The organism is Streptomyces sp. NPDC014995 (genome assembly GCF_043080745.1).
Lineage (GTDB): Bacteria > Actinomycetota > Actinomycetes > Streptomycetales > Streptomycetaceae > Streptomyces.
The window spans coordinates 226750-244563 of record NZ_JBIBVX010000005.1; the positions used below are offsets into that span (position 1 = coordinate 226750).

General features: G+C 71.8%; 15 protein-coding genes. 3 read left to right on the forward strand and 12 right to left on the reverse strand.

What is annotated here, in order from left to right:
* The 3 genes from ACF1A1_RS12765 to ACF1A1_RS12775 form a co-directional block, all read right to left on the reverse strand.
* Entirely contained in the window at positions 1–1179 is a 1179-nt protein-coding gene (locus ACF1A1_RS12765; RefSeq protein ID WP_391999346.1) for a 4-hydroxybenzoate 3-monooxygenase, read from the reverse strand.
* 56 nt (positions 1180–1235) lie between these two features.
* Positions 1236–2285: a LacI family DNA-binding transcriptional regulator gene (locus tag ACF1A1_RS12770; RefSeq protein ID WP_391999347.1), complete on the reverse strand. Its 1050-nt coding sequence runs from the start codon at positions 2283–2285 to the stop codon at positions 1236–1238.
* 87 nt (positions 2286–2372) lie between these two features.
* Entirely contained in the window at positions 2373–3023 is a 651-nt protein-coding gene (locus tag ACF1A1_RS12775; RefSeq protein WP_391999349.1) for a TetR/AcrR family transcriptional regulator, read from the reverse strand.
* 117 nt (positions 3024–3140) lie between these two features.
* Between ACF1A1_RS12775 and ACF1A1_RS12780 the strand changes: the two genes are divergently transcribed.
* Entirely contained in the window at positions 3141–3704 is a 564-nt protein-coding gene (locus tag ACF1A1_RS12780; RefSeq protein WP_391999350.1) for an NADPH-dependent FMN reductase, read from the forward strand.
* A gap of 83 nt (positions 3705–3787) precedes the next feature.
* Here ACF1A1_RS12780 and ACF1A1_RS12785 read toward each other — a convergent pair whose 3' ends face one another.
* Positions 3788–4669 carry an LLM class F420-dependent oxidoreductase gene (locus ACF1A1_RS12785; RefSeq protein WP_391999352.1) on the reverse strand — a complete coding sequence of 294 codons (882 nt, stop codon included), beginning with the start codon at positions 4667–4669 and terminating at the stop codon, positions 3788–3790.
* A 176-nt stretch (positions 4670–4845) separates the two neighbouring features.
* Here ACF1A1_RS12785 and ACF1A1_RS12790 point away from each other — a divergent pair, with 176 nt between their 5' ends.
* Positions 4846–5793 (forward strand): FkbM family methyltransferase, encoded by a 948-nt coding sequence (locus ACF1A1_RS12790; protein ID WP_391999353.1) that lies wholly within the window; start codon positions 4846–4848, stop codon positions 5791–5793.
* Positions 5794–5805: 12 nt separating this feature from the next.
* On the opposite strand, the gene ACF1A1_RS12795 is transcribed toward ACF1A1_RS12790, so the two are convergent.
* The 3 genes from ACF1A1_RS12795 to ACF1A1_RS12805 all read right to left on the reverse strand — a co-directional run bounded on the left by ACF1A1_RS12795 (position 5806) and on the right by ACF1A1_RS12805 (position 8662).
* Positions 5806–6777, reverse strand: a complete 972-nt coding sequence (locus ACF1A1_RS12795; RefSeq protein ID WP_391999354.1) for a TerC family protein — start codon at positions 6775–6777, stop codon at positions 5806–5808.
* Positions 6778–7141: 364 nt separating this feature from the next.
* On the reverse strand, positions 7142–7810 hold the full coding sequence (locus tag ACF1A1_RS12800; RefSeq protein ID WP_391999355.1) for a formylglycine-generating enzyme family protein: 669 nt from the start codon (positions 7808–7810) through the stop codon (positions 7142–7144).
* Positions 7811–7834: 24 nt separating this feature from the next.
* Positions 7835–8662 carry an SAM-dependent methyltransferase gene (locus tag ACF1A1_RS12805; protein WP_391999357.1) on the reverse strand — a complete coding sequence of 276 codons (828 nt, stop codon included), beginning with the start codon at positions 8660–8662 and terminating at the stop codon, positions 7835–7837.
* A 279-nt stretch (positions 8663–8941) separates the two neighbouring features.
* On the opposite strand from ACF1A1_RS12805, the gene ACF1A1_RS12810 reads away from it, so the two are divergent.
* The gene (locus ACF1A1_RS12810) at positions 8942–10990 is read left to right on the forward strand and encodes a SpoIIE family protein phosphatase (RefSeq protein WP_391999359.1); all 2049 of its coding nucleotides are present in this window, start codon (positions 8942–8944) and stop codon (positions 10988–10990) included.
* Positions 10991–11047: 57 nt separating this feature from the next.
* Here the strand turns inward: ACF1A1_RS12810 and ACF1A1_RS12815 are convergent, their stop codons facing one another.
* From ACF1A1_RS12815 to ACF1A1_RS12835, 5 genes are all read right to left on the reverse strand, one after another.
* Positions 11048–13516 carry a cellulosome protein gene (locus tag ACF1A1_RS12815; RefSeq protein ID WP_391999360.1) on the reverse strand — a complete coding sequence of 823 codons (2469 nt, stop codon included), beginning with the start codon at positions 13514–13516 and terminating at the stop codon, positions 11048–11050.
* A gap of 88 nt (positions 13517–13604) precedes the next feature.
* Positions 13605–14429, reverse strand: a complete 825-nt coding sequence (locus tag ACF1A1_RS12820) for a carbohydrate ABC transporter permease (protein WP_391999361.1) — start codon at positions 14427–14429, stop codon at positions 13605–13607.
* The gene (locus ACF1A1_RS12825) at positions 14426–15355 is read right to left on the reverse strand and encodes a carbohydrate ABC transporter permease (protein ID WP_391999362.1); all 930 of its coding nucleotides are present in this window, start codon (positions 15353–15355) and stop codon (positions 14426–14428) included. The genes ACF1A1_RS12820 and ACF1A1_RS12825 overlap by 4 nt, the downstream gene beginning before the upstream one ends.
* A gap of 24 nt (positions 15356–15379) precedes the next feature.
* The gene (locus ACF1A1_RS12830; RefSeq protein ID WP_391999363.1) at positions 15380–16702 is read right to left on the reverse strand and encodes an ABC transporter substrate-binding protein; all 1323 of its coding nucleotides are present in this window, start codon (positions 16700–16702) and stop codon (positions 15380–15382) included.
* 65 nt (positions 16703–16767) lie between these two features.
* Positions 16768–17805: a LacI family DNA-binding transcriptional regulator gene (locus ACF1A1_RS12835; RefSeq protein WP_391999364.1), complete on the reverse strand. Its 1038-nt coding sequence runs from the start codon at positions 17803–17805 to the stop codon at positions 16768–16770.
* Positions 17806–17814 lie beyond the last annotated feature (9 nt).

Sequence of the window (17814 nt, forward strand, 5' to 3'; positions counted from 1 at the left end):
TCACAGGGGGAACGGAAGTCCCGTGTAGTTCGCCGCCAGTTCGGCGGCCGCGTGGCGGGATGCGGTGATCCGGCGCAGCCGGGCGAGCTGCATCCGGTGGTCGAACGCATCCCCATCTGGTTGAGCGTGCAACATCCTAGTCATGTCGTAGGAGAAGCGGGTGGCCTGCCACACCCGCTCCAGGCACTGGTCCGAGTACCCGTCCAGGAGCTGGGTGGAGCCCGTGGTGTGCAGGGCGACGAAGGCGCGGGCGAGGACGCGGACGTCGGAGACGGCCAGGTTGAGCCCCTTGGCACCGGTCGGCGGCACGATGTGCGCGGCGTCCCCGGCGAGCAGGAGCCTGCCGTGGCGCATCGGCTCGTGGACCCGACTGCGCAACGGGGTCACGGCCTTGGCGGTGATGGGGCCGCGGTTCAGGGTCCAGTCGGCGTCGATGGCGAAGCGGGCGGCGAGTTCGTCCCAGATCCGGTCGTCGGGCCAGTCGTCCACCCGGGTGCCGTTGGGGACTTGGAGGTAGAGGCGGGAAACCCTCGGCGAGCGCATGCTGTGCAGGGCGAAGCCGCGCTCGTGCCGTGCGTAGACCAACTCCTCGCAGGACGGCGGGACGTCGGCGAGGACGCCGAGCCAGGAGTACGGGTAGTCGTGGGTGTACGTCCGCCCGGCGGCGGCCGGGAAGGCGGCGCGGGCGATGCCGTGGGAGCCGTCGCAGCCGACGACCCAGTCGCAGACCAGAGTGTGTTCGCGGCCCTCGCGCACGAACCGTACGACGGGTGTGTCGCTTTCCGGCTTCTCGATCGCGAGCGCCTCCGTCCCGAACCACAGGGGCGGACCGGCGGCGAGCTGGAGCGCGACGAGGTCCTTCACGATCTCCGTCTGGGCGTAGATGGTGACGGTGCGGCCGCCGGTGAGGACCGGGAAGTCGATGTGGTGGCGTTCCCGGTCGAAACGCAGCTCGATGCCGTGGTGGACCAGGCCCTCGAGGTCGAGGCGGCGGGCGGCGCCGACCGCGCGCAGGGCGTCGACCGTGCCCTGCTCCAGCATTCCGGCGCGCTGGCGCCGCTCGACGTACTCCCGCGTCCTGCTCTCCAGGACCACGCAGTCGATGCCCGCGCGGTGCAGGAGGCGGGCGAGGAGCAGTCCGGCGGGCCCGCCGCCGATGATGCCGACCGTCGTGCGCATGGCATGCCTCCCCTGGGTGCGGCGGTCGTCCGGCGGAGTCCCGGTACTCCAGTGCATCAGCTGGAGTCGCGGTGCACCACCGTGGCCTCGAACAGTTCGTGCGACTCGGGCGCGGCGCCGGGGTTGCGGACCGCCCGGTCGACCAGTTCGGCGAGGTCGCGGCCGGAGGGCAGGGCGATCCGGACGGTGCTCAGCCGGGGGCGCAGCATCCGGCCGAGCATCAGGTCGTCGGCGCCGATGACGGCCGTGTCCTCGGGGATGCGCACGCCTTCGTCCTGCAGGGCGCGCATCAGCAGCATGGCGTACTCGTCGTTGTAGGCGAAGACCGCGTCCAGGCCGAGGCCCGGCCAGCGCGCGGCGAGGGCCGCCGCGGACTCCTCCGTGAAGGCGAGGGGCAGTTCGGTGACGGTGGCGTCGGTGCCGTGCAGGGCCGCGCGGGCGCCGGCGAGGCGGGGCGCGGAGAACATCCGCAGGCCGGGCTCCTGGGGGACGACGACGCCGATACGGCGGCGGCCGCGGGCGTACAGGTGCCCGGCGGCGCTGCGGCCGGCGCCGGCGTGGTCCAGGAGCAGGGCGTGGGCGCCCTCGACGGGTTCGGAGCTGAGCGTCACCACGGCGCGGGCGCCGGAGCGCTTGAGGACGGCGACGCCCCGCGGGCCGAGTCCGGGTCCGGGCACCAGGACGGCGACCGGCCGCAGTTCGGCCCAGGCGCGGGCGGCGTCGTCGCCGTGCAGACCGCTGGCGCCGTACTGGACGACGGTGTAGTCGAGGCGGCTGAGCGCGCCCTGGAAGTCGTGCACGAACTGGCTGTAGAGGGGGCCCGCCGGGACGGGCGGGGCGGGCATCAGGACCATGCGGCTGTGTCCGGCGCGCAGGCTGCGGGCGGCCGCGTGCGGGACGTACCCGAGTTCCTTGGCGGCCTGGTGGACCCGGCGGCGCGTGGGTTCGCTGATGCGTACGGCGCTGGTGTTGTTCAGCACGTAGGAGACGGTCGCGCGTGAGACGCCGGCCAGGCGGGCCACGTCGGCGCTCGTGGGCACGGAGCCCGGTGCCGACGACGGTGTCGGCGCGGGCGTGTTCGGTATCTGCACCATGACGTACGGCATCTTGGCAGAAGCGGGGGCCGGCGCGCCGGGCGGGGTTGGACGAAGTCCGTCCCGACTCCCGGCGCCGGGACGGGATCTGAGGGGGCGTCAGCCGCCCGTCACCCGGTCGACCAGGTCGTTCCAGCCCGCCTCCAGCCGGGCCGGCGGCAGGCCGCACTGGCGGGTCAGGTGGTGGATCAGGACGGGGTTGAGGTAGCCCATCAGCGTGTGGGCGAGCAGCTCGGCGTCCGTGTCCGGTGCGGCCTGGCGCAGCAGCAGCGCGATGTGGCTGTGCAGGACACGGCGCGCCGGGACGAGGAAACGGCGGTCCGCTCCGGGCTCGGCCGCCAGTTGCAGGTCCAGCTCGTCGGCCGAGCGCCGCAGCAGGGCGACGCCGAACGCCCGCAGCCGCTCGACCGGCGGCGCGCCGGGCCCGAGCGGCGGCGGGCCGCTCAGGAAGGCCGCCTGGAACTTCTTCTCGGAGTGGTCCAGGAGCGCCGTCAGCAGGCCGGTGCGGTCGCCGAAGCGGCGGAACACCGTGCCCTTGCCGACGTCGGCCGCGGCGGCCACCGCCTCCATCGTGACCGCGGCCGCGCCGTGCTCGGCGATCAGGCGGGCGGCGGCGTCCAGCAGCCGGGCCCGGTTGCGGGCCGCGTCGGCACGCAGACAGGGTTCGTCCTCGGCCGCGCCGAGCTGGAGCAGCTCGGGCGCGCCGACGGTCTCCTCGGGCCCGTGGAAGGGCGGCAGAGCGGCGGACATGAAAACAGCGTAAAGCACCGGGAATGAAACTGGACCGTGGTCCGCTTAGAGTGATACAACCTTAAACGGACCCCGGTCCGGATCGTAACGGCACTGTTTCAGCCCCTGGGAGTACCCATGTCTGTCCGCATCCTCGCGCTCGTCGGCAGCCTTCGCGCCGGTTCGACCAACCGCCAGCTCGCCGAGGCCGCCGTCAAGGTCGCTCCGGAGGGCGCCGAGGTCACCCTCTACGAGGGCCTGGCCGACATCCCGTTCTACAACGAGGACATCGACGTCGAGGGCAGCGTCCCGGCCGCTGCCGCCAAGCTGCGCGAGACGGCCCAGGCCGCCGACGCGTTCCTGCTCTTCTCGCCCGAGTACAACGGCACGATCCCGGCCGTCCTGAAGAACGCCATCGACTGGCTGTCCCGCCCCTACGGCGCCGGCGCCTTCGGCGGCAAGCCGGTCGCCGTGGTCGGCACCGCCTTCGGCCAGTACGGCGGCGTGTGGGCGCAGGACGAGGCCCGCAAGGCCGTGGGCATCGCCGGCGGCAAGGTGATCGAGGACCTCAAGCTCTCCATCCCGGGCTCGCTGACCCGCTTCGCCGAGACCCACCCGGTGAACGACGCCGAGGTCGCCGCCCAGCTGACCGAGGTCGTCGCCCGGCTGCACGGTCACGCGGGCGAGGCCGCGGCCGCCTGAGCACCGTGGCCACCACCGCGGGTGGCCGTCGCGCAGAGCCGTCGCAAGGGGTCCGGAGCGTCTGCGGGCCCCTTCGGCATGCCTCAGTCCAGCTGGGCGAGCCGCTCGACGGCCGGAGCCACGAACCGCTCGGTCCACCCGGCCGTCTCCGCCAGGCGTGGGGCGAGGATCACCGTGTCGACGCCGAGCCCGGCGTAACCGCTGAGGTCGCGCAGGAAGGCGTCGAGGTCCCCGTCGGTGGCCGCCTCGCCGGTGTAGGTGAGCGTCTTCAGGATCGCGTCGTAGTCGCGGTCCTCGGCCTCGCAGTGGCCGCGCAGCACGTCGAGCTTGTGCCGGACCTCCCCGGGTGAGGAGGCGAACAGGTTGCAGGCGTTCCCGTACCGGGCGACCAGCCGCAGCGTCTTGCGCTCGCCCCCGCCGCCGATCAGGATCTCCGGGTGCGGCGCGCTGACCGGCGCCGGGACGCACAGGGTCTCCGCCAGCCGGTAGTGCCGGCCCTCGAAGGGGCCGTTGTCGTGCGGGTCCCACATCCGCAGACAGATCCGCAGCGTCTCCTCCAGCCGCTCGAACCGCTCGGCGACCGGCGGGAACGGCACTCCCAGCCCCTCGTGCTCACGGTCGTACCAGGCCGCCCCGATCCCCAGCCAGGCCCGGCCGCCGGACACCACGTCGAGCGTGGTGGCGATCTTGGCGAGCAGCCCCGGGTGCCGGTAGGTCACGCCGGTGACCAGCGCGCCGAGCCGGACCGTGGAGGTGTGGGCGGCGAGGTAGGCCAGGGTGGTGTAGGCCTCCAGCATGGGCTCCTGGGCGCCGCCGTTGAACTCCATCTGGAAGTAGTGGTCCATCACGGACAGCCGGCTCACGCCCGCCGCCTCCGCCGCCGCGCCGGCCGCCGCGAGTTCGGCGGCCGGCGCGGGCGCGCCCCCGGAGTGTCCGAACCGGTTGATGTGCACGCCCACCCGCATGTCCGTCTCCGTTCACCGCGACCCTGGCCGACCCCGGTGACGCTAGGCGCTGGAGCGCTCTCGAAGTCAAGGACACACGGGCCCGCCCCGGCGGTACGTAAGAAGGCGGTCACCCCGGTGTGGAAAGTCGTTCAACCCGGCGACCGCGGCCCGCCCCGTCTGATAGGGGTGGCGGGATGCAGACTCTTTATCGACGACTCCTCCGGCTGATGCCCCGCCTCGGTGTGCGGGTGACCGACCTCGCCCCGGGGACCGCGCTGGTCTCCCGGTCCGACGCCCGCCACTCGGTCGTCGGCGCGGACCAGCACACCTGGGTCGTCCGGCGGACGAAGAGCGGGACACCGGACCGGAGCGGTGACGGCAGCGCCGTCCGGCTCGGCGAGAGCGGTGCGGTGCTCCTGATGGACGCCGCGGCCGGACAGGACGAGCGCAGGCTCCAGCTGGCGGCCGCCGAGTACCTGTGCACCCAGCACGTGGCCGCCATGCTGGACCTGTACCGCGTGAACTGCGTGGTCGACGTCGGCGCCAACACCGGCCAGTACGCCCGGCGGCTGCGCCGGCTCGGCTACGGCGGGCGGATCGTCTCCTTCGAGCCCGCCCCCGAGACGTTCGCCCGGCTGGAGGAGGCCGCGGCGAGCGACCCCGACTGGCGGGTGTACCCCTTCGCCCTGGGCCGCGCGGACACGGCCGCCGCCCTGCACACCGGCTGGAAGACGATGAACTCGCTGCTCGCGCCGAGCGACTACGGCAGGGGCCGCTACGGGCGGTTCGCCACGTCCGACACCGCGCAGATCCCGGTCCGCCGCCTGGACGGGATCATGGACGAGGCCCTGGAGGGCCTGGCCGATCCGCGCCCGTACCTGAAGATGGACACCCAGGGCTACGACCTGGAGGTGTTCGCCGGGGCCGGGGAGCGGATCGCCGAGTTCGTGGGCCTCCAGTCCGAGGTCGCCGTGCTGCGGCTGTACGAGGGCAGCCCGCCGATGGCGGAGGCGATCGCGGCGTACGAGGCCGGCGGCTTCGGCATCACCGGAATGTACCCGGTGACGCGCGAGGCGACCACCGGGCGGGTGATCGAGTTCGACTGCGTGATGATGCGCGCGGACGCGGCGCCCTCGGCGTAGGCCCGCCGCGCGTCACACCGCGGACTCGCCCCGTGCGGCCTCCTCCTGCCGCTTGGCGGCCCGCAGGCTGGTGAGCGTCGTGACCGTGAGGACGAGCACGATGAAGCCGAGCGACACCGGGATGCCGATCTCGGGGACGTGGACGCCGGACTCGTGCAACGCGTGCAGCAGCAGCTTGACGCCGATGAAGCCCAGGATGATCGACAGGCCGTAGCTGAGGTGGACCAGCTTCTTCAGCAGGCCCCCGATGAGGAAGTACAGCTGCCGCAAGCCCATCAGGGCGAAGGCGTTCGCGGTGAACACGATGTACGGGTCCTCGGTCAGCCCGTAGATCGCGGGGATGGAGTCGAGGGCGAACAGGACGTCCGTGGAGCCGATCGCCAGCATCACGACCAGCATCGGGGTCATGACCCGCTTGCCGTTCTCCTCGATCCACAGCTTGGTGCCGTGGTAGCGGTCGGCCACGCCGAAGCGCCGCTCGACGGCCTTGAGCAGCTTGTTCTCCTCGTACTCCTCGTCGTGGCCCTCCTTGCGCGCGTCCTGGACCAGCTTCCACGCCGTCCAGATCAGGAAGGCGCCGAAGAGGTAGAACACCCAGGAGAACGCGGAGATGATCGCCGCTCCGGCCGCGATGAACGCCGCCCGCAGGACCAGGGCCATCAGGACCCCCACCATCAGCACCCGCTGCTGGTACTGCGCGGGCACCGCGAACTTGCCCATGATGAGGACGAACACGAAGAGGTTGTCGACGCTCAACGACTTCTCGGTGATGTACCCGGCGAAGAACTCGCCGGTGGGTCTCCCGCCGCCGAACACGAGCAGGCCGAGTCCGAAGAGACAGGCCAGGACGATCCAGACGACGGTCCAGGTCCCGGCCTCCTTGACCGACACCTCGTGGGGTTTGCGTCCGATGACGAAGTCGACGGCGACGAGCGCGCAGAGGGCCGCTACGGTCAGCAGCCAGACGGAGAGGGAGACGTTCACTGGTTCTACTCCTGGTGCCTGGTGGGCTCGACATCGTCACCGCCCTCAGGGACCTCTTCCACCCCTCTCAGGTGAACAACAGGTCATGATCGGGCAAGGTACGAGTCCGGCGGGCACGTCGCACGAGTCACGACTCGTACGAGTCGCGAGTCGCGAGTCGCACCAGCCGCGCGAGCCGCCGCGTTTCCGCCGTGAGGAGAAGCCATGACCTCCGTCCCACCGCCCTTCGACCCCGAACTCGCGGCGCCCTGCGACCCCGAACTCGCGGCGCCCGCCCGCGCCGACGCGGCGGGGTACGGGTATGCGGGGTACGGCATCCGGTCGGCCGGGCCGTACCACGCCCGGGGCGCCGGGCGGGCGCGGGTCAGCGGTCCGCCGGCCTCGCGAGGCGGAACCCGACGTCGTCCACCCGGAAGGTGGGATGGCTGCGGCGCCGTACGGAGGCGCGGCAGCTCCAGTGCTCGTCGAACCAGCCGCCGCCGCGCAGCACCCGGTAGGTGCCGTAGACCTCGGGGTCGTAGAGGTCCCAGCACCACTCCCAGACATTGCCGAGCATGTCGTGCAGGCCCCATGCGTTGGGCTGCTTGCCGCCGACCTCGCGGATCCGCCCGCCGGAGTTTCCGCGGTGCCAGGCGACGGCGTCGAGGGAGCCGTAGCGCGGTCCGGTGGTGCCGGCCCGGCAGGCGTGTTCCCACTCCGCCTCGGTCGGCAGCCGGTAGCCGTCGGCCGAGGTGTCCCGGGCGACGGTCTCGTCGTCGGGCCGGACGTCGTAGGCGGGGGTGAGGCCGTCCCGCAGGGACAGGGCGTTGCAGAAACCCACCGCGTCCCACCAGGAGACGTCTTCGGCCGGCAGCCGTTCCCCGCCGTCCGCCGGCCGGCCGGTGACCCGGGCGTACAGCTCCCGGGTGACCGGGTACACCCCGAGCCGGTAGGGCGCCAGCTCCACCGCCCAGGTACGCCGCGTGCGCCGGTCCGACAGCGTGACCCGGCCGGCGCCGACCCGGACCGTCTCGTACTCCGCCCCCGTGTTCATGAGCGGATGATCCCATCCCGGGCGCTACGGCTTGCGGCCGACTCCGCCGTAGGCATCGACGTGGACGACGGGTCCGGCCGGATCACCGGGCTGCGGACGCCACCGGGTCACCGGGACGACGCCGGGGTCCACCAGCTCCAGCCCGTCGAAGAACCCGGCGATCTCCTCGACTTCGCGCACGTGGTAGGGCACGGCGCCGCTCGCGTTGTACGCCTCGGACGCGGCGATCATGCCCTCGCTGGTGGCGGTGCTGTCGCTGATCACCAGGTGGCTTCCGGAGGGGAGGCCCGCCATGAGCCGGCGCACCAGGTCGCGCGCCTGTTCGAGGTCGGCGACGTGCCCCAGCGTGTTGAGGATCATCAGGGCGACCGGCCGCGAGAGGTCCAGGGTGTCCGCGGCGGCGGCCAGGACGGCCTCCGGGTCGTACAGGTCGGCGTCCAGGTAGGCGGTCCTGCCTTCGGGCGCGCTGGTGAGCAGGGCGTGCGCGTGGGCCAGCACGACGGGATCGTTGTCGACGTACACGATCCGGGCGTCCGGGGCCACGCGCTGCGCGACGTCGTGGGTGTTGTCGGCGGTCGGCAGGCCGGTGCCGATGTCCAGGAACTGCCGGATGCCCCGGTCGCCGGCCAGGTGGCGGACGGCGCGCCCGAGGAACCGCCGGCTGCCGACCGCCACGTCGACCAGGCCGGGGAAGATCTCCTTGATCCGGTCCCCGATCTCCCGGTCGACCTCGTAGTTGTCCTTGCCGCCGACGAAGTAGTTCCAGAAGCGGGCCGAATGCGGCTTGGAGGTGTCGACCCGGGCGGCCGCCGCCGGGCTGTCGTCGGTGGTGCGGGGGACGGAGTCCGGCACAGCGAAGCCTCCTGCGCGTGCGAGTCGGTGACCGGATCCCCAACCTAGGCCAACGGGTGCCGCTGGTACGGGAGTTGATCCCGATCCTCGCCGTTCGCCGTGCCGTTTCGGCCATTCCGCGGCCATTCCGCGGCGTGCCGGGGCCCTGCCGCCGCGCCGGACCGTCGATGTTCGTCTCAGCGCCGACAGTGTTGCCCTTCCGACCGTTCTGTGACCTAATCGGATGGCCATCAGTACGAATCTTGGCGGTACCGTTTGCCGCGCCGGAAGGAGCGGCACGTGAAGCGCGGGGATGTGACCACGAACGACGACGAGGTCACGGCGGCGCCCGGCGGGCTGCTGGACCTCCTGAAGGTCGCCGCCGTCGTCCTGGACGCGGGCGGGCACATCGCCCTGTGGAGCCCCGAGATCGAGCAGCTGCTCGGCCACTCGGCGCAGGAGGCCCTGGGACAGCGTGCGGACACGCTCCTGGTCGCCCCCGAGAACCGGTCGCGGGGCAGGGAGCTGTTCGCCCAGGTCCGTTCGGGGGCCCGGTGGGCGGGGGTCTTCCCGCTGCGGCACCGGGACGGCACGGAACGCTCCGTCGAGTTCCGCACGATGCGCCTGCTCGACCGCGACGGCCAGCCCCACCTGCTCGGGCTCGCCACCGACGCGACGACCGTGCGGGTCGTCGAGCGGGATCTCGCGCTGTCCCACAGTCTCGTGAACCAGACCCCCATCGGCATCGCCGTCTTCGACACCGACCTGCGCTGGGTGGGGGTCAATCCCTCACTCGAGCGCATGAACGGCGTACCCGAGTCGGAGGTGGTGGGCCGCCGGGTGGGTGAGGTGCTGCCGGACCTGGACGTGGCGGCCATCGAGGCCCGGATGCGGCACGTGCTGGCGACCGGCAGGCCCCTGCTCGACCAGCAGACCATCGGTCGTACGGCCGCGGACACCGAGGACCGCGCGTACTCGGAGTCGTACCACCGCATCGAGGACACCGGCGGCCGGGTCCTCGGTCTGGCGGTGGCCGTGCTGGACGTCACCGAACGCCAGCAGGCCGCGGCCGAGGTCGCCCAGGCCCGGCAGCGCCTGTCCGTGATCGCGGACGCCGGGGTGCGGATCGGCACCACACTGGACCTGCGGCAGACCGCCCGGGAGCTGGCCGACGTGACCGTGCCGCACGTGGCCGACCTGGCGGCCGTCGACGTCCTCGAATCCGTCGTGGCCCACGGCACCATCACGCCCGTCGCGGGCCACGCCCCCGCCGAGTTCCGGGCGCTGGCCGTGGCGGCGGGCTACCCCACCGACGCCATCCACGCCGCCGACCCGGTCGGGGAACTGGCCACCTACGGGTCCTCACGGATCATCACCCAGTGCGTCCGCGACGCCCGGCCGGTGCTCGTCGAGCGGGTGGACGGGCGGATCATGCGGCGCATCGCCCGGGACGCGCGGGCCGCCCAGACACTGCACGAGGCCGGCGTCCACTCCTACCTCGCGCTGCCGCTGATGGCCCGGGGAAAGGTGCTCGGCACCCTCAGCCTGTACCGCACGGTCAACGACCGGCCCTTCGACGAGCAGGACCGCGTCCTCGCCTCGGAGCTCGCCGCACGGGCCGCGATCTGCATCGACAACGCCCGGCTGTACGGACGCGAACGCACCACCGCCCTGACCCTGCAGCGCAGCCTGCTGCCGTCCGCGCCGGCCCAGCGGGAGGGGCTCGACATCGCCGCCCGCTACCGGCCCGCCCTGAGCGAGGTCGGCGGCGACTGGTACGACGTGCTGCCGCTGGGGCCGCGGCGCACCGGGCTCGTGGTGGGGGACGTGATGGGCAAGGGCGTCCAGGCGGCCGCGATCATGGGGCAGTTGAGCACCGCCACCCGGGCGCTGGCCCGCCTCGACCTGCCGCCCGCCGAGCTGCTGCGGCACCTCGACGACATCGCGGGCTCGCTCGGCGACGCCATCGCCACCTGCGTCTACGCCGTGTGCGACCTGCGGCGCGGCACCTGCGAGCTGTCCAGCGCCGGCCACCTGCCGCCGGTGCTGGCCAGGCCCGACGGCACCGCGGAACTCGTCGACGTGCCCGGTGGCGTACCGCTCGGGGTGGGCGGCGTGGACTTCGGCACCGTGGAACTGGAGCTCACCCCCGGCTCGCTGCTCGCCCTCTACACCGACGGACTGGTCGAGAACCGGGCGGAACCCATCGACACCGGCCTCGGCACGCTGACGCGGTTCCTCCAGAACCCGGGCGACTGTCTGGAGCGGACCAGCGACAGCCTCCTCGGCGCGCTGCGCCCGGAACCCGACGACGACGTCGCCCTCCTCCTGGTCCGCACCCGGGGCTGAGCGCGGAGCGGGAGGAGGGGCGGAGCGGTCCGGGCGGCGTCGCCCTCGCCGGACGGATCAGTGGCCGACGACCCGGCCGAGTTCGATCCGGTCGATGTTCGGGGCCCACGCGCTCGCGTTCCCGAACGTCACGGTGTTGGGGCCCTTCCTCAGGTCGACGGGCACGGCCACGGTCCAGTAGTCGTCCCAGCTCCAGGTGTTCTTGAAGGTGGCCTTCCGGGGTGCGCCGGCGCCGACCGTGATGTCGGCCGTACGGGACACGATGTCGGTGTTGTAGGCGTGGCCGTTGTCGCGCCGGTCGTTGTGCGCGTAGTGGACGACGAGCAGGTAGCGGCCGGACCGGGGTGCGTCGACGGTGAACTCGGCCGTGCTGGCGGCGCTGTTGCCGAGGTCGCCGATGTAGGAGCCCCCCGAGGCGTGGGCGGAGGGGACGAGCTTCGCCCCGCCGGTGAGGGCGGCCGTGGCGGCCTCGTAGGAGAGCGTGCCGGTGGCCGAGCCGTCGCCCCGGACGTCGAGGGAGCGGACCGAGGAGTGCGGCGCCGTGACGGTGACGCGGTTGTTGCCCGTCTCCAGGAACAGCCGCAGCGGCCTGCCGGGTGCCGCCTGCACCGTCTCCCCGTGCAGGGCGAGCCGCACGGGCGCCGAGGCCCGCGGCACCACCGTGTAGTAGCCGTCGCGCGGGGCGTACACGTCGAAGACCGCCCGGTCGCCGGCGCGCAGGACGAGGGCGCCCGTGCCCACCCCGGCCGAGGAGGAGTAGTCGTACGCCGGCCTCCCGCCGATGTCGGCGAGTGTCGCCTCGTACGACGCCGACGGTTCGCCGGTGCGCGCGGTCAGGTCGATGCGGTCGAGGGTGACCTCGGCGTCGCCCTTGGCCAGTGTCAGCACGTGGGTGCCGGCCGCCAGCCGGAGGGGGACGTCCTTCTTGGCGCGGTAGGTCCAGTTCTCGGTGGAGGGGTAGGTGACCGTGGCCGGTTCCCCGCCGTCGACCGACAGCCGCTGTGTGGCCGGGCGGCCGGACTGGTTGCCGTACAGGATCGCCAGGTCGTAGGTGCCGTCCTGCGGGACGGTCACCGTGAAGTCGACCTTGCTGCCGGTCTGGTTGAGGGAGCCGACGTCCTTGGTGCCGGAGGCGGCGTAGCCGTTGGCGTTGGCGACGGTGCCCTGGGTGTAGACCTTGCCGTCGGTGACGGCCGCGTCCTCGGCCTCGTACGACGCCGACCAGGGGACGGAGGCGGGCGAGGGGGTGCCCGAGCCGCCGGGGGTGAGGACGATCCGGTACGCGGACATCTTGTGCAGGCCGCGCAGCGGGACGGTGACCGAGCCGTCGTCGGCCACCTTCACCTTGGTTCGGGCGAGGACGCGCGGGGTGGCGTGCTGTCCCTCGTAGCCGGACCAGGCGGCCTCGGCGACGGTCGCGGTGACCGTACGGCCGAAGACCGGGCGCGAGACGTTGCGGACGACGACGTCGGAGTCGCCCGCGGAGCCGCCGAGCAGGACCTGCGCCTGGCGGCGGGAGGTGTCGAGGGAGGCGAGGCCCTGGAGGGTGTCGATGGTGTTGGGCTGCGGCGGGGTCACCTTCACCGTGTCGCCGGTCATCCCGGCGTACCAGCGGAAGAACCACCAGCCGCCGTTGGGGATGTTCGACCGCACCACGTTGCCGTCCATGTTGCCGGCGGCGTCCCAGTAGGCCTGGTTGGCGTACACCTTGTTCCGCTCGAACATCGAGACCCACTGCACGAGTTGCCCCGGCACGGACAGGTCGCGGCGGTTGGCGTACTCGTCGATGTTGATCTTCAGCGGGCCGATGCCCACCTCGCGTTCGAGGGCGCGGTAGTTGTCGTAGTGCCCCTGGAAGTCGCGCAGTGAGCCGGAGCTGAGCTCGTGCCAGGTCATGATCTGGGGCAGGACGTTCTCCCGCTTGGCGAAGGTGAGGAAGTCCCTCAGGAAGCGGGGGTAGTAGCCGGTCTCGTTGGGACCGGCGATCGTCGCGTCCGGGTCGATGGCGCGGATCCGGTGGTACACCGTCTTCCAGTGCTCGAAGAACCGGTCGCGCTCGGCCTCGTATTCGGCCTGGTCGGAGCCGTTGAGCTTGTACCAGATGAAGTCCGGCTCGTTGAACGGGATGTAGACGAAGCGGTCGCTGTTCGGGTCCGCCGACACCTCCTTGACGATCTTGTCGACCTTGGGGAGGTAGTCGTCGATGCCGAGGTTCTCGTACGGCCACTTGGCGTAGACGTCCTGCATCATGACGTTGATCTCGCCGCCGCCGTTGCGGAAGAACGACGTGGAGACGGTGAGCGCGTCGCCGTTGGGGTGCTGGGCGCCGCCCTCCGGCTTCTGCGAGATGCTGGTGATCTTCAGGGGTTCCAGGACGGCGTCGCTGGGCACGCCGTCGTCGCTGAGCCCGTAGAGGGCGCCGTTGGCGCCGAGCATCACCGGGCCCTCGGAGGCGGCGAGGTCGACGGTGAGGCGCTGCGGCCCGGCGGCGGACGCGGGCCCCGCGGCGGGGAGGGTGCCTGCCATGGCGGTGACTCCAAGTACGGCTGTGATCAAGGCGGTTCGGGTGCGGGATCTCGTGCGGGTGGGGGTGATCACGCTGCTGGACCTCCGGTTATTTGACGGCTCCACTGGTGATTCCGGACACGATCTTTCGCTGGCCGACGAGGAACACGGCGACCATGGGCAGGCTCATCACCACGACGTACGCGAAGACGAGATGCCAGTTGTTGAGGTAGAGCTGGGCGCTGGCGACCTGGTAGAGGTTCAGCGGGAGGGTCGCCCGCTCTCCGCCGCCGAGGACGAAGAACGCGTAGAAGACGTCGCTCCAGGCGTAGAGCATCACCATGATCGTCGCGGTGGCGATCACCGGCCGGAGCAGCGGGAGGACGATCCGCAGGAAGATCCGCGAAGGCCCCGCCCCGTCCAGCCGCGCCGCCTCCTCCAACTCCACGGGGATGGCGCGGATGAAGCCCGTCATGAAGAAGATCGACGTGGACAGGTACATGCCGGTGTAGACGGCGATCATCCCGGGCCGGGTGTTCGCCAGGCCCAGCTGCCGCAGCTCCATCACGATGGTGATGACGGCGGGCGGCAGCAGCAGTCCGCTGACGCACAGCGCGTACGCCGCCGAGACCAGCTTCGACGTGCGGCGCGCGAAGACCCAGGCGGCGCCCGCCCCCAGGATCAGCACGAGGACCACCGAAGGCACCACGACCAGCAGGGAGTTGAGGAAGCCGCGCAGCATCTCGCCCTGGCTGACGGCGTCCGCGTAGTTGCTGCCGGGCTGCCAGTGCCGCGGCAGGTCCAGGTTCGGCTTGATGGCCTCCGCCTGCGGCTTGGCCGAGGTGACGGCGACCAGCCACAGCGGTACGCCGACGGCGAGGGCGGCGAGCAGCAGGACGAGGGCGGGGCGGCCGTACCGCCACACCGGGCTCATAGCATCTGCTCCCTTCGCCTGAGGCCGACGACCAGCGGAATCGCCACGGCGACCACCACCAGGAAGAGGACGAGGCTCATCGCGGAGGCCTGGGCGTACAGGCCCTGTCCGAAGATCCGGAACATGTAGATGTTGAAGACCTCGGTGGAGGCCGCGGGCCCGCCGCCCGTGGTGGCCTGCACGATGTCGAAGGTGTTCATCGAACCGATGAGGGCCGTGGTGACGTTGAAGGTGACGGCCGGCGCGAGCATCGGCCAGCGCACCGACCGGAAGGTCCGCCAGGGTCCGGCGCCGTCGCACTTCGCGGCCTCCAGCATCTCGCCGGGGATGCCCTTGAGCCCCGCCAGGTAGATCAGCATGGACAGGCCCATCCACTTCCAGCCGTGGATGAGGGTGACGACGACCAGCGTCCAGGTCGTCGAGCCCAGCCACGGAAGGTCCGTGCCGAGGACGGAGTTGACGGCGCCGTCCTGGTCGAGCAGGGCCTGGAAGACGTAGCCGGTGGCGAGCGCCGAGATGAGGACCGGGAGGAAGAAGACGGCGCGGAAGAACCGGTTGAAGCGGCTGTCGTCCTCCAGCAGCAGCGCCAGCACCAGCCCGAAGCCGTTCTGGAACAGCGCGGCCAGCAGCGCGTACAGCAGCGTCGTACGGATCGCGCGCAGCAGCGAACCGTCGTCGGCGATGGTCTTGAAGTTGTCGAGGCCGGTGAAGGCGATGTCCGGGTGGTACGAGGACCAGTCGGTGAACGGGTAGTAGAAGTTGAGCAGGTTCGGCACCAGGAAGAAGCCCGCGAAGACGACGATCGCGGGGAGCGCGAACCACCAGGGGTGGTGCACGGCGGCGCGCGGCAGCCGCCCCACTCTCGCCGGTCCGCCGGTTCGCGGTGCCGGTTTCCGCTTGCGCGTGCGTATGGCTGTGTCCGCCATCGGATCGTCCCCGCCCGTGGTCGTCTAGAAGCCGGACGCGCCCTGGGCCTTGGCCACCTGCGCGAACTGGTCCTGGATCGCCTGCGCGACCTGCTGCGGGCTCTTCTTGCCGAAGATCATGTCGGCGAGATAGAGATGCGTGTCCGGAGCGACGATCGCCTTGGCCTGGAAGACCCCGATGGCCTGGGGCAGGGCCGCGACCTGGGCCTTGGACGTCTGCGGCAGTCCGTCGGGCGTGGGCACGGACGGCTGCACGGACGGGATCTTCATCGCCTTGATGTAGTCGTCGTAGTCGGGGCCGAGCCAGAAGGCGAGGAACTGCCGGGCCGCGTTCTGCCGCTTCTCGTCACCGGTCCTGAAGGCGACCACGCCGTTGGTCTGGTCGGGGGAGTACATGCCGGTGGCCGAGGAGTTGGCGATGGGGAACCAGCCGATCTTCCGGTCGATCTCGGCGGTGGAGTGGGTGGCCTGCAACTGGCTCTGGAAGGAGGTGACGTTGAGGACCATGCCGACGTCGCCGTTCCACAGGTCGTCGGCCTGCCCGGTGAAGGTGCCCGTCCGGTGGTTCTTCTGGGCGAGCCCGGCGTCGAGCAGCTTCTCCTTGTACTTCTTGATCGCGCCGACGACGACCGGGTCGGTCCACTTCTTCTTGTTCTGGTTCAGGTCCGCCCACCACTGCTCGTCCAGGTCGGTGAGCTGGACCTGCATCTGCCACTGCAGGGGCCACTTGTCGCCGCCGGCCTCGTAGAAGGCGGCCGCGTCGGTCTTGTCGACGATCTTGTGGCCGAGGGCCAGCAGTTCGTCGTAGGACCTGGGGAAGTCCTTCTCGCTCAGCCCCGCCTGCTGGAAGACGTCCTTGTTGTAGTAGACGCCGAGCATGGCCGGGCTGGTGACGATCGCCGCGTACCGCTTGCCGTCGATGACGCCGAGCGACCTCTCGGTCTCGCCGAGTCTGGACACCCACTCCTCCCCGTCGAGGGTGAGCAGGTTCCGTTCCGGCTGGATGAACGGCAGGGTGGAGATGGACGGCTGCCAGAACATCAGGTCCGGCCGGTCGCCGGAGGCGAGCTTGGTCGGCACGTTCTGCTCGTACAGGTCCGGGATCGCCTGGGTCTCCACCTGCGCGCCGGTGGCCTTCTCGAAGGCGTCGATGACCTGCTTGGGCGCGTTGACCGTGTTCTGCGCGGTCCACATCGTCAGCTTCACACCGTCCAGGCGGGCGGGCGGGTCGACCGCCGTCCGCCCGGCGTCCGCACCGGAGTCCCCGGCGGTGGGGTCGCTGCACGCGGTGGCGGCCAGGCCGACGGCGCATATCAGCGCCAGGACGGGGAGAGCTCTTCTCTTCATCACGTGCCTTTCGAGAACGGGCGGTTCTGGGCAGGACTCGGAACAGCTGGGCTCGCAGGGGGCGTTCAGCGACGGGCGGGCGGCGGACCCGCGCTCTCCCGGAGCACGAGCTCCGGTACGGAGACGGGATGCGGGGCGATCTGCGCGGACTCCTCCAGCACCCCGTGCAGCAGGGCGAACGCGGCCCGCCCCAGGCCGGTGAAGTCCAGGCGTACGGTCGTCAGCGACGGGGTCAGATAGGCGGAGTGCGGGGCGTCGTCGAACCCGGCCACGCTGACCTCGTCCGGTACCGCGCGGCCGGTCTCGTGCAGGGCGCGGAGCACCCCGAGCGCGAGGTCGTCGTTGCCGCACAGGATCGCGGTGACGGACGGGTCCCCCGCGAGTTCGAGGCCCGTCGCATGGCCGCCGGCCGGGCCCCAACTGCCCTGCACGGGGCGGGGTTCCGGGGCTCCGGCCTCCCTCAGCGCCTGCCGCCAGCCGCTGGTGCGGGCACTGGTGCGGCGGGTGCTGGACGGGATGGCGACGTAGTGCACGGTCTCGTGGCCGAGGGAGAGCAGATGGCGGGTGGCCTCGTAGGCGGCCCGGCGGTCGTCGGTCCACACCCAGGGGCGGTCACCGCCGGGCGGGCTCGCGGGGGTCTCGACCACACCGACGACCGGCAGTTCGGCGGGGACGGCACCCAGGGCCCGGACACCGGCCGGATCGTAGGCGATCACGATCAGTCCGCCACCCGCGTCCGCCGCGCGCTGCACCTCGGCGGCGACGGCCGCCTCGTCGGCCGATTCGAGGACGCCGATCCCGACCGCGTAGGACGCGGCGCGGGCGGCCTCCTCGATTCCCTGGAGGATGGAGGCGTAGCCGTAGTGGGTGGTGTTGGCGGTGAGCACGGTCACGGCCCGGCTGCGGCCGCTGGCCAGGGCCAGGGCGGTGGCGTTGCGGCGGAAGCCCAGCTCGTCGATGGCGGCGAGCACCCGCTCCCGGGTGGACGGCTTGACGCTGGGATGGTCGTTGATCACCCGGGAGACGGTCTGGTACGAGACCCCGGCGGCGGTCGCGACGTCCCGGATGCTCGCCGGGCGCCTTGTGTGACCGGTCACATTCATGCGAGGATT